The 12,401-nt window shown below is 43.7% G+C and carries 10 protein-coding genes and 2 pseudogenes; 5 read left to right on the top strand and 7 right to left on the bottom strand.

Annotation, left to right across the window (positions count from 1 at the left end; all coding sequences use genetic code 11):
- The first annotated feature begins 73 nt into the window (after window positions 1-73).
- The 3 genes from zwf to gnd are packed head-to-tail and all read left to right on the top strand — an operon-like array spanning window position 74 to window position 3,767.
- A complete protein-coding gene (gene zwf, locus OCV52_RS08775) occupies window positions 74-1,576 on the top strand; it encodes a glucose-6-phosphate dehydrogenase (RefSeq protein WP_009846580.1) in 1,503 nt (500 codons plus the stop codon).
- The gene (pgl, locus tag OCV52_RS08770; protein ID WP_137408577.1) at window positions 1,573-2,289 is read left to right on the top strand and encodes a 6-phosphogluconolactonase; all 717 of its coding nucleotides are present in this window, start codon (window positions 1,573-1,575) and stop codon (window positions 2,287-2,289) included. The genes zwf and pgl overlap by 4 nt, the downstream gene beginning before the upstream one ends.
- Window positions 2,290-2,318: 29 nt before the next feature.
- Window positions 2,319-3,767 (top strand): decarboxylating NADP(+)-dependent phosphogluconate dehydrogenase, encoded by a 1,449-nt coding sequence (gnd, locus tag OCV52_RS08765; RefSeq protein ID WP_137408574.1) that lies wholly within the window; start codon window positions 2,319-2,321, stop codon window positions 3,765-3,767.
- Window positions 3,768-3,845: 78 nt separating this feature from the next.
- On the opposite strand, the gene OCV52_RS08760 is transcribed toward gnd, so the two are convergent.
- On the bottom strand, window positions 3,846-5,084 hold the full coding sequence (locus OCV52_RS08760) for a Kelch repeat-containing protein (RefSeq protein ID WP_137408575.1): 1,239 nt from the start codon (window positions 5,082-5,084) through the stop codon (window positions 3,846-3,848).
- A gap of 358 nt (window positions 5,085-5,442) precedes the next feature.
- Entirely contained in the window at window positions 5,443-6,591 is a 1,149-nt protein-coding gene (locus OCV52_RS08755; RefSeq protein WP_240700697.1) for an HD-GYP domain-containing protein, read from the bottom strand.
- A 401-nt stretch (window positions 6,592-6,992) separates the two neighbouring features.
- Between OCV52_RS08755 and OCV52_RS08750 the strand changes: the two genes are divergently transcribed.
- Complete coding sequence (locus tag OCV52_RS08750) at window positions 6,993-7,406, top strand: VF530 family protein (RefSeq protein WP_061033489.1); 414 nt, start codon at window positions 6,993-6,995, stop codon at window positions 7,404-7,406.
- A gap of 180 nt (window positions 7,407-7,586) precedes the next feature.
- On the opposite strand, the gene OCV52_RS08745 is transcribed toward OCV52_RS08750, so the two are convergent.
- Window positions 7,587-7,778 carry a hypothetical protein gene (locus OCV52_RS08745; protein ID WP_061033488.1) on the bottom strand — a complete coding sequence of 64 codons (192 nt, stop codon included), beginning with the start codon at window positions 7,776-7,778 and terminating at the stop codon, window positions 7,587-7,589.
- Between the two features lie 238 nt (window positions 7,779-8,016).
- Window positions 8,017-8,364: pseudogene (locus OCV52_RS08740) on the bottom strand (sulfite exporter TauE/SafE family protein); the annotation flags it as partial.
- A 96-nt stretch (window positions 8,365-8,460) separates the two neighbouring features.
- Here OCV52_RS08740 and OCV52_RS08735 point away from each other — a divergent pair.
- The gene (locus OCV52_RS08735) at window positions 8,461-9,654 is read left to right on the top strand and encodes an ISL3 family transposase (RefSeq protein ID WP_261900840.1); all 1,194 of its coding nucleotides are present in this window, start codon (window positions 8,461-8,463) and stop codon (window positions 9,652-9,654) included.
- A gap of 4 nt (window positions 9,655-9,658) precedes the next feature.
- Here the strand turns inward: OCV52_RS08735 and OCV52_RS08730 are convergent.
- From OCV52_RS08730 to OCV52_RS08720, 3 genes and pseudogenes are all read right to left on the bottom strand, one after another.
- Window positions 9,659-10,075: pseudogene (locus OCV52_RS08730) on the bottom strand (sulfite exporter TauE/SafE family protein); the annotation flags it as partial.
- Window positions 10,076-10,266: 191 nt separating this feature from the next.
- Window positions 10,267-11,787, bottom strand: a complete 1,521-nt coding sequence (locus OCV52_RS08725; RefSeq protein ID WP_137406501.1) for a tripartite tricarboxylate transporter permease — start codon at window positions 11,785-11,787, stop codon at window positions 10,267-10,269.
- Between the two features lie 10 nt (window positions 11,788-11,797).
- Window positions 11,798-12,298: a tripartite tricarboxylate transporter TctB family protein gene (locus OCV52_RS08720; RefSeq protein ID WP_004738327.1), complete on the bottom strand. Its 501-nt coding sequence runs from the start codon at window positions 12,296-12,298 to the stop codon at window positions 11,798-11,800.
- Window positions 12,299-12,401: the final 103 nt, after the last annotated feature.

Raw genomic sequence — 12,401 nt, 5'->3', positions numbered from 1 at the left:
ACCTATTATCTATTTTCGTATGTCGCTGATACCTTTGGCGAATACTAAAAACCTTGTTTTTATAGGAAAGATGATGGTAATACCTGAAAACAGCAGCATCGTTATTTTTGGTGCGTCGGGAGATCTAACTTACCGCAAGTTAATTCCTGCTTTGTACCACCTGTATGCTAGCAATCAACTTCCAGAATCCTTTGCGATTCTTGGAGTGAGCCGTACTGAGTACAGCGACGAGTCTTACCGTGAGAAGCTGAAGAAGTCTCTTCAGGAAATGGAAAAAACTGAGCCAGAGACGCTGAATGCATTTATTGAGCATCTGCATTACCAAGCGATCAACACTTCAGATGTAGACGATTACGCTCGTCTAGCACAACGTCTGGATAAGCTTGAGCAAGACTACCAATTCGAAAACCATAACACATTGTTCTACTTGGCAACCCCGCCAAGCCTTTACGGTGTGATTCCAGCAAACCTTGCTGCACATGGTCTGAACGATGAGAAGAACGGCTGGCGTCGTCTGATCATTGAGAAGCCATTTGGTTACGATCTAGCATCAGCTCAAGCGCTGGATGAAGAGATCCATCATCACTTCCAAGAACACCAGATCTACCGTATCGACCATTACCTCGGTAAAGAAACGGTTCAAAACCTTCTAGTGCTTCGTTTCTCAAACGCGATGTTTGAACCACTGTGGAACCGTAACTTCATTGATTATGTTGAAATCACAGGTGCTGAGTTCCTTGGCGTTGAAGAACGTGGCGGATACTACGACGGTTCTGGCGCAGTTCGTGACATGTTCCAAAACCATTTGCTACAAGTGCTAGCAATGGTGGGTATGGAGCCACCTGCACAAATTAACGCTGATTCTATTCGTGATGAAGTGGTTAAAGTGCTTCAGTGTCTTAAGCCATTAGAAGAAGATGATCTGCGGAAAGACTTAGTATTAGGTCAGTACACAGCATCAGATGTTCGTGGTCAGCACCTACTAGGTTACCGTGAAGAGCATGGTGTAGCGGATGATTCTCGTACCGAGACTTACATCGGTTTGAAAGCTCACATCAATAACTGGCGTTGGAATGGCGTTCCTTTCTACGTACGTACCGGTAAACGCTTACCTACACGTGTGACTGAAATCGTGATTCACTTTAAGAACACGCCACACCCTGTATTTGGTCAAGACGCACCAGAGAACAAGCTGATTATCCGTATCCAACCGGATGAAGGTATTCAGATGAGCTTTGGCTTGAAAGAGCCAGGTGCCGGCTTCAAAGCAAAAGAAGTGAAAATGAACTTCTCTTACTCTGACTTGCCTGAAACTCAGATGCTAACGGCTTACGAGCGTCTTCTTCTTGATGCACTTAACGGTGATGCGACTCTGTTTGCACGTACCGATGCGGTAGAAGCATGTTGGAAGTACGTTCAACCAATCTTAGACTTTAAACAAGATCCTCAAGCACTGTTTGGCTATGCTTGTGGTACTTGGGGCCCACAGGAAGCAGATGAACTTCTGCAACGTGATGGCCGCGCATGGCGTTTCCCATGCAAAAACTTAACAGACACGGATTACTGCGAACTATGATCAACCACAAGATCTTTGAAACGCCAGAGCTAGTTGTTGAAAGCCTAGCAAACGAAATGAAAGCGTACAGCGAGCAGGGTAAACCTGTTCACATTTCACTGTCTGGCGGTAGCACACCAAAAATGCTTTTCAAACTGTTGGCGCAAGCGCCATACGCAGAAGGTATTCAGTGGAACAACCTTCATTTTTGGTGGGGTGATGAGCGTTGTGTTGCACCGGATGATGCAGAAAGCAACTTCGGTGAAGCAAACGCGCTTCTATTCTCTCAAGTAAACCTTCCTGCTGAAAACATCCACCGCATTCGCGGCGAAGATGAGCCTAAAGCAGAAGCAGAGCGCTTTGCAAAAGAGATGGCTGATGTGATCCCTTCTGAAAACGGCACGCCTGTTTTTGATTGGATTCTGTTAGGTGTTGGCGCAGATGGCCACACAGCATCACTGTTCCCGGGTGTTACTAACTACCAAGATGAGAACCTGTCTGTACTGGCTTCTCACCCTGAGTCGGGTCAAATCCGTGTTTCTAAAACAGCAAAAGTTTTAGAAGCAGCAAAACGAATCAGCTACCTAGTACTGGGTGCAGGTAAAGTTGAGATCGTTAAAGAAATTCATACTACTCCTGCTTCAGAGTTGCCTTACCCGGCAGCGAAAATCCAGTCTAAAACTGGCGAGACAGAGTGGTTCCTAGATTCAAATGCAGCAAGTGCTATCGCATAAGTGCGACTAGCCGCAAGGAGATATAAATAATGAAAGGTGATATCGGTGTAATTGGCCTAGCAGTAATGGGTCAGAACCTTATCCTAAACATGAACGACCACGGCTTCAAAGTTGTGGCTCATAACCGTACTGCTGCGAAAGTAGACGAGTTCCTAGAAGGCCCAGCTAAAGGTACTAACATTGTTGGTGCTTACTCTCTAGAAGAGCTAGTTGAGAAGCTAGAAGCACCACGTAAAGTGATGCTTATGGTTCGTGCTGGTGACGTTGTAGACACATTCATCGAAAACCTAATCCCACTTCTAGACGAAGGCGACATCATCATTGATGGTGGTAACACTAACTACCCAGACACTAACCGTCGTGTAGCGCACTGTCGTGAGAAAGGTATCCACTTCATCGGTACTGGTGTATCAGGTGGTGAAGAAGGTGCTCGTTTCGGTCCTTCAATCATGCCAGGTGGCGCGGCTGAAGCTTGGGAAGCGGTTAAGCCAATCTTCCAAGGTATCTCTGCAAAAACTGACGCCGGCGAGCCTTGTTGTGACTGGGTTGGTAACGACGGTGCTGGTCACTTCGTTAAGATGGTACACAACGGCATCGAATACGGTGACATGCAGCTTATTACTGAAGCTTACCAGTTCATGAAAGATGGCCTAGGTATGTCTGCTGACGAGATGCAAGCAGTATTCGCTGACTGGAACAAGACTGAGCTAGACAGCTACCTAGTTGAAATCACTGCAGACATCCTTGGCTACAAAGATGAAGACGGTGAAGCTCTAGTTGAAAAGATCCTAGACACTGCAGGCCAAAAAGGTACGGGTAAGTGGACAGGTATCAACGCACTAGACCTAGGTATTCCTCTAACACTTATCTCTGAGTCTGTATTCTCTCGTTGTCTATCTGCACTGAAAGATCAACGTGTTGAAGCTGAAACTCTATTCGGTAAGACAATCACTCCAGTTGAAGGCGACAAGCAAGAGTGGGTTGATGCACTACGTCAAGCTCTACTAGCTTCTAAGATCATCTCTTACGCTCAAGGCTTCATGCTAATGCGCGAAGCGTCTAACGAGAACGGCTGGGATCTAAACTACGGCAACGTAGCACTAATGTGGCGTGGTGGTTGTATCATCCGTTCTGCATTCCTAGGCAACATCCGTGATGCGTACGAAGCAAACCCAGACATCGCGTTCCTAGGTTCTGATGAGTACTTCAAAAACATCCTACAAAGCAGCCTAGCGGCATGGCGTAAAGTAGCAGCGAAATCTCTAGGTTCTGGTATCCCAATGCCATGTACGATTTCTGCGCTATCTTTCCTAGACGGCTACACAACTGCACGTCTACCAGCTAACCTGCTTCAAGCTCAACGTGACTACTTCGGTGCTCACACTTACGAGCGTACTGACCGTCCACGTGGTGAATTCTTCCACACAAACTGGACTGGTACAGGCGGCGACACTGCTTCTACAACTTACGACGTATAATTGATTATCATTTCGTTGTTAATATAACAAAGGTGCCCACAGGGCACCTTTTTAATAAGTCGTATATTGGAAAATAATTTAGTTATCTCCCCAGTAGGCGGAGAGCAGGCGTGTTTGTTCGTTATTCGCCAGGTAAATTCTTCCCTTATACATGAAGGTTCCTTCTATCTGCCATGAAATACCTCTTTGGGAATTGGATACTTGCTGTACTTCTTGCGTTCGTTTTTCAAGGTTAAAGCGCGATAAGTAAGCCGCGTTATCTTCCACAAAAAAGTTATAAGCGTACTTTCCTGCAACATGAGGTTGTGTTGTTCCAATTTTTGCTTCGATAGGGTCAGTAGACCATTCATCCTTTGAAGTGTTGTATATCATGGCTTGCCCATTTCTGAAAAGGTAGACATCATTGCCAAACTGCACCGATTGAGCAAAAGTGTTGAAGTGTGGACGATTACTTAACTCTTTCCATTTTTTGTATTGAAAGTCATAGCTAAAATTGATCGGCTTTTGTTCGTCTTGAACATTTTGATAGCCAAATAAATAGAGCTTGTCATTAACTACTTGTGTTGACTGTATTGCATAACCAACTGGATTCATCTCGTTTGTTGGAGATGGTGGGGTTGAAATAATTTCCCAAAGTAGGCTGTCTGTGTTCAGGCGTTGTATCTTGTCATTACGGTATGAAAATATGTCACCATCATATTGGTAAACGCTACCTATCGATGTATTACCAGTAATTTCGCGTTTTTTTACAGTTTTATGTGTTAGAAGATCATATTTGAATAACGCATAATTAAAACTGAGTTCATACATTGTGTCATCTATTACAACTGTTGTTTCTCCATGGCCAACCGCTCCTCTCTTTTCAATGGCTGCATGGCCAGTCAGAGACGTTGAATTTGTGTCATCAAGTGTTATGGTTTCTTCTCTAATAAATTGACCATCAACCATGATATCTATGACTATCGTCTGTTTGCCTTCGAAACGGTCATCGTCGTGGATCGCAAGCGTAAAATAGCCAGCATTATTTGAGGTTGAGCGTGAGGCAGTTAATTCAAAATCTTCACCATTCTTTGCTGTTGACTGCTCTGAAACTTTGAATGTGATTTGTCTATTTTTGTCGTCTTTGTATTTAACATCGTACCAAAAGCGATGTTGATATTCATTTTCGTAAAGAGTGAGATCAGAGTCTCTTAAAGCAACGCCGTCTTCGATCGTGCTGTCAGAGTTTCCGCCGCCACAGCCTGAGATAATTGAAGAAACGGCCATCGCTGTTAGTAGTCGATTAGAGTTACTCTTAATTTGAGCTATTGGGTTCACGTGCGTACCTTTGGATAATTTTAAGTTTTTCTTTTTATGAGTACAGACCAAACCAATACCACCATAAATACACGTGGTGATTGATTTGGTGATTTGTGATTTTAAATATCTATATTTCTAGTGCGAGCTTGGTGATTATTTTTGCTGTTTACGTTGAATTATCATTTGTTGCGAAGCTGCAGTTTGCTGAGGCGAGTGTCATTTGAAATCGAAGTCAGTTGGTTTCGATGTGGTTTTGGCTCAGATACACTAATACGATGGGTTTTAAAGTTGAGGATGCCAATTGGCATCCTTTTTTGTTGGCTCTGATTTAGCTAACGCTTGATATTAGATTGGGAGCTTGCAAGATAAGTTCGAACTAAGCTGTCATTGCTTGCGGTTGAATATCGTCGTTATATTGCTTTCTAATTGACAGGAAGTAGTCGAGGTTCTGTTTCAGTGCTTTGACACACTGTGGGTCAAACATCGAACCGTTGTGTACCTCTATGTATTCCATCACTTCATTTAATGTCCATGCTCTTTTATAGGCTCTCTTACTCATTAGCGCATCAAACACATCCGCTAAGGTTACGATTCTCGCTTCTAGTGGTATGGACTGCGCACTTAAGGCGTCGGGTAGGCCTGAACCATCAAACCTTTCATGGTGATGACGCACGATATTCTTGATGAACTGAATTTCTTTTGAACACATTGAACTGTGGTGAGATAGCGAAACCACATCGTTAATCATGTCTTCCCCATATAACGTATGGTTGTTCATTATCGCTCTTTCCTCATCGGAGAAACGCTCGGTACTGAACAATACATTATCTGGAATTCGGTATTTCCCGATATCGTGAAAGGGTGCATATAAGCGAATACGATGGATGAACTGGTGGGTAATCTCTGTGTTTGTATTTGATAGGGTTCGAGCCAATTGTTCACTGTATTTGCCCATTCTAATCAGATGATCTTTGGTTTCCGGATCGCGAGCGTGTCCAATATTCAGTGCAATTGCTAAGGAAGATTGGAAGTGACGTTGCCGCTCGAACAGTTGAATGAACAAGCTTGAGATGACTTGAGTGAGATAAGCCATATCGCATTGTATTGATGATTTAGATAAGAACCCAATCGATGAGGCATTCACGAATACAAACCCAAGATTATGTTCTTGATAGTGAATAGGGGTTGTGTAACTGCTCTGATGGCCGAGCTTTAATAAATGGCAAGTTTGCTCTGTTGGTGGAGTCGAGCTGAGATCGTTGATGATTCGAATATCGAGGGATTCAGCTAATCGAGAAAGTGCCGATTCTGGTTTGATTTCCTGCTCGATGTGTCGATGCTCAGCCTCTTTACTAAGGGCGTCTGCGACAAAGTAATCTGACGCCTTATTGTCACTGCAAAGTATGACCGAAAGCCGAGATAATATGGGGTAATGTTCGCGAGCTAGCCGAAAAAGGTCATTAACAATGGCGATAATGTCCTTATCTTGAGCCGCTACTCTGTTGATCTGGGAGTAGTCAAACATGTTACAAGCCAACCTTTAATTATAGTTATATCATTGTTTATTATTAGTCTTTTTGTTTCATTAGTCTCGAATAAACCATAGCACTGCGTGCGAATAAAAGATAATAACAATAGTAAATAAATGGTTATTTCAGTGTGTTCTCATTAATTCTGTTAACTTGCACATAGGTAGGTGTTACAACCAATTAATGACCAACTGTGAGGTTATGCCTAGGATGGTTGATGAAGGTTTTTAAATTAAATGAAAAGATAAATAGGATAACTGACATGCTTTATGCCATCATAAAGGCATAAAGAAAGGCAATGGACATAATGCCTAAGTGATTGAGCTAGAAGCGGTCAGTGATGACGGTGTTCTAGCGTATATTCAAGGTGGAGAGCTGCCTTGAAAAAGGTAATGTTATGACTGAAGAAGAAAGAATCGAACTGCAACAAAATAACCCGCTACACGGTTTAAAGCTTGAAACCATGATCACTGAATTAGTGGATCACTATGGTTGGGAAATTTTGGATGCGGCAATGCGCATGAACTGCTTTAACACTAAGCCAACTATCGCAAGTGCTGTTAAATACCTTAAAAAGACTGAGTGGGCTCGTGAAAAGGTTGAAAACTTCTACCTTTACCGTTTCAAGCGTATGCCTAAAGCGTCAGACATTGAATACCAGATGCCACCTCGCTCAAGAACGTTCCGACATGGTTTAGAGCCTCGTGAACCAATGGAGTTAACGGTAGAGTCGATTCAAGCTTCACAAGCTAAAGCAGCTTCTGCTTTTAAAGCTCGTCGTGGCGGTAACGGTCGTAACTTCCGTCGTTAATAAGAAGCCGTCGTTAGAAAGAACCGTCGTTAAGAACAAGGCCTCGCTTATAAAGAGGCGTCATTAATAACGCCGTCTAATCAGCTAAAGCGATAAGCATAAAAGACAAAAGGAGCCTAAGTGCTCCTTTTTTAACGTGTGTACTTTATTCAAGCGTGTAAAGCCTGCTGTATTTGAGCCTTAAGCTTCGCGATTTCTCTTTTGGTTCTTCCAAAGATCGGCGACATAAACGATAGCGCTGACCAGTAAGAAGAGCGCTGACACAGAAAACAGAGCGGGCATTTTTAGGATCCACGCGAATGTGGCAGCAAGAAAAGCGACAAAGCAAATGAGTCGACTTGATGACATGACATGACCGAGTTTAATGTTCATAACGCCTCCTAATGAAGTCTCATTTTCGACAGGAGAATTATCCCATTTAGCGTGAACAAAAGGCTAAAAAACAGTCTAAATTGTTATCAAATTTACTAATTAAACGACTGCTTTCACATATTTTAGAGTGGTTATTTTATAATCAATAAAATAGCCATCTGGAGGGTTAGAGGTGAAATTTTATCGGTGGTACTGATTGTTATTAACCTCAATGATCTTGTACTTAAGTGGCACCAATTTAACTATCATAAAAGAAGTAGGCAGTGATTAGAAAACTCGCAATGATCACTGTGTTTCGAACATATTGTTGTGGAATGCGGCGAGAGATCTTCGCTGAGTAATAGCCTCCAACCAATGTCCCCATTAAAACCGCCATGCCAGATGGCCAATCAATCGACCCATTGACGATAAAAAACACAATTGCCGCAAGCGAGGCACAAGCTGAAACCAGCAGTTTGATCCCATTCATTACATTGATATTGGTGTAACCAGCAAGAGCCAAATAGCTTAATGTCACTATGCCTAATCCTGCGTTGAAATAGCCGCCGTATATACACACAACGAGCAGTAATAGTGCTGAAAAAAAAGGTTCATCGCGGATTAGCGGGAACTAAAAACAAAAACGGTAGTAAGTGATATGGTTTAGTCGCCAAACAAAAATCATACACAAACTACCGTTTTCATGCCGAATCATACTTTCCTATCTTCATTCTGGGAAGGCTTTCAAGTCGTAAAGTCTCACCAGACAGCATCACTTATTACCCTGACTCTTGAACCGAACTCTGAGGCTAAGTGCCTTTGTGGTCTCGAGGCCGAGGCTATTCATGAGTATCAATGGCGTCATGTAAAAGAAGCCATGTTGCTCGGTGTTCCTGTTGTTCTTTCTGTTCAAACGCGAAGAATCAAGTGCCGTGAGTGTGGCATAAAAACAGAATCTCTATCTTGGTTGGAGCCTTATGCTCGTATAACGAAGCGCTTAAGAAGCTATATAGAACAATTACTGCCTCTTCTTCCTATTAAGCATATCTCCCGGTTAACGAACGTTCATTGGCACACCATTAAAGAGATAGATAAATCCCGACTTAGAAAAGTGGTACCGCCAGTGAAATGGGAGGAGCTAAGGCAACTCGTCATGGACGAGTTCGCCATCTTTAAAGGGCATCGATATGCCACGGTCATCGCTGACGCTAAGACACACCAAGTCATTTGGATAGGGTTAGGCCGAAGCCGTAAGGACATACGGCCGTTCTTCGAGCAACTAGGCAAGCATGGCAATAATATCGAAGCGGTCGCAATGGACATGAATACGGCTTTTGATCTTGAAGTTAAAGCACACTGTCCGAACGCAAAAATCGTTTACGACTTATTCCATGTTGTTGCTAAGTTCGGTCGAGAGGTGATGGATAGAGTCAGAGTCGACCAAGCCAACAAACTCAAGCAAGATAAAAAAGCGAGGCAATGGATCAAGCGCTCACGCTGGGTGTTGCTAAAAAACAGGGGTAATTTGAATACACAGCAAAACAGCTATCTTACCGAAATATTGAATATCAATAAGGACTTAATGACCACTTATATACTCGGAGCACAACTCAAAGAGCTTTGGTATTGTGAATCAGAAGTACATGCTAAAGGGCTCTGGGAGGCGTGGTGGGCACAAGTACAAGAGAGTGGAATTAAGCCATTGAAAGAGTTCGCACGAAAACTAAGGCCTTATCTTCACGGCATTATCGCATCTGCGAGTTATCCGCTTAACACCTGCACATTGGAAGGGATAAACAACAAGATAAAGCTAATCAAGCGAATGGGATATGGGTATCGAGATACAGACTACTTCTTCTTGAAGATAAAAGCGGCTTTCCCCGGAAAGCCGCGATGAACCAAAAAAAAGCCCCAGCGCTGGTGGCGTGTTTGTGTTTTTCTGTGGCGCGCTTAAGCCATTTGTTTAGTGTTCCGCCAAAAGTGAAAAGCAACGCTGCAAAAAGCAGTAACCAAGGTACGGACTGAGTAAATAAAGCTTCGGGTGTGTGTAATAACAAGAAAGCACCAATACCACCACCTAGTACGCACAAAGCAATGGTCAGCTTTAGTTTCTTGGTACCCGATTGGATCTCATGACGCAGTGCATAAGCGCCACTGATGTAGCCTGCACATGATGCAAAGGTATTGGTCGCGTTTGCGGCTATTGGTGGAACACCAGCAAATAATAAGGCAGGGAAGGTGATAAAGCTTCCGCCTCCTGCAATAGAGTTAAGCACACCGCCAATCACGCCTGAGAGAAATAGAACCAACCAATCCATAGTTTTGAGTCCAATGCGTTAAATGACTGGTTACCTTACTTTATTTTGTTAAGAATATCAGAGCTGAGCGTGTTGAAGGTGCTAGTTTGTGAGTTTGCTACCATCTTTAACTGCTGGTTCGTATTGAAAGTCCAAATGAAAAAAGGAGCCAATGGCTCCTTTCGTTGAGGTTTAATTGATTTGGTAGAGCTTTAAACTTCCACTGGTTTTGCTCTAAAGCTTTTAAATAGTTTCACTAGAATTGGGCTAGATAGAACCAATACCGCAAGGATAGTGAATGTCATCGTGATAGGGCGCTCCCACAGGAAGCTTAGTTCACCATCGCTGATCATCAGCGCACGTCTTAGATTCTCTTCCATCAAACCACCTAAGATAAAGCCAAGCAGTAGCGGTGCTAGAGGGAAGTTAGCTAACCTCAACGCAATGGCAGCCATCGCAATAATCAACATTACAAATACATCCATGGTGTTGAAAGAGACCAAGTAAACACCTGTGATTGAGAAGAACAAAATCATTGGTAGCAATACGGTTCTCGGTACAGCCAACAGTTTAGAAATGTACGGGATAAGCGGTAGGTTCAAGATAACCAGTACGATGTTACCAAAGTACATAGAGATGATTACTGACCAGAATACATCTGGATGCTCAACAAATAGACGAGGACCCGGCTGAATACCGTAAGCGATTAACGCGCCAAGCATGATAGCTGTTGTACCAGACCCAGGAATACCAAGCGTTAGCAGTGGTACGAATGAGCCGCTTGATGCTGCGTTGTTTGCCGATTCGGGAGCAACAAGACCGCGAATGCTTCCTTGACCAAATTCTTTCTGTTTGTCTTTTGGTGCAAGGCTACGCTCCATGCCGTAACTTAGGAATGCCGCAATAGTGGCACCTGCGCCCGGTAGTACACCTGTAAAGAAGCCAAGGATTGAAGAGCGAATGGAAACCGGCGCGACTTCTTTGATCTCTTCTTTGGTCACTTTCATGCTACCGATATCAGACATCTTTTGGCTTTCTTCAGCACTGGTGTCTTTTTCTGGTTTAAGAATGCCCATTAAGGTTTCGCCCAGAGCAAAGGTTGCCATCGCAAGTAGTAGGAAGCTAAAACCGTCCATTAAGTCTGTTAGGCCGAATGTGAAACGCTCGACCCCAACACCTTTGTCGATACCTACGGTTGATAGCATTAAGCCTAAGATAGTCATCATCCACGCTTTGATAACCTGACCCGGGCCAGCAAATGCTGCTACAGCAGAGAGACCTAATAGCATCAGTGCAAAGTAGTCAGAAGACTGGAAACTCAGTGATACGCTTGCTAAAGCCGGAGCCGCGATTAATAGCATGATTGCTGAAAGCGTACCGCCAGTAAAAGAAGAGTACGCAGCAAGGGCTAGTGCTTTACCTGCTTGGCCTTTTTGCGCCATTGGGTAGCCGTCGAAAGCGGTTACAACTGTTGAAGAACAACCTGGAGCGTTGATTAGGATTGATGACGTCGAGCCGCCAAATACCGCGCCATAGTAAACACCCGCCATCAAGATAAGGCCAGAAGAAGGATCTAGACCGTAGGTGATAGGGATCATTAGAGCAATCGCTGAGATTGGACCTAATCCTGGAAGCATACCGATGAAGGTACCAACGAAACAGCCCACGATAACCATCATGATGTTCATTGGCATCACGGCGGTCGAAAGTCCTTGTAAAATTCCGTCTAACATAATGTTGTCCCTACCAAAGAGTGAAGATTAAACCAGGCTCTAGGTAGATATCTAAGCCTTGAGTTAAAAGAAGAAAGAATGCGATCACGAAAGGAAACGATGCGCCAAACAAGATTGACTTGCGGCGCTCTCCCAGTAGGTAAAAGCCAGCAAGCAAAAAGAAACTTGTTGCTAAAACGAAGCCTAGGTATGTCAGTCCAACGCCGTAAAACGCCATTAGCACTAAGAAACCAATCAGTAGTTTCCAGTTCAAAGGCGCGGTTTCACACTTAAGCTTTTTGTCTGGTTGGCCAGTAACAAGCAAAATCAGTGAAAGGCCGATGCCAATGAAAGTCAGTAGGGTAGGCAATGTTCTTGCAGTAAAGGGTTCGTACTCATCACCGGGAAATAGCGGAATTAGGGTAGTTTGGTAGCCGTAGCACAAGCACGCTAGCATGAAGATCATTGCGCCGAGACGATCACTCGAAAGCAGAGACTCTTTGCTAAAAAATTTGGTTGGTAAGTCCGACATATCCAACTCCGTTTGGGGTGTGTAGAAAGTAAAAAAAGCCGTATATGAGCGAGTTAATGAGTAATGTCTGGGATCACTAACCGAAAGTAAGCGAATTACAGTG

Origin of the sequence: Vibrio chagasii, assembly GCF_024347355.1 — a bacterium.
Taxonomy (GTDB): domain Bacteria; phylum Pseudomonadota; class Gammaproteobacteria; order Enterobacterales; family Vibrionaceae; genus Vibrio; species Vibrio chagasii.
Note: the sequence above shows the minus strand (reverse complement) of the source record. Positions and strands in the feature narration are given on the sequence as shown.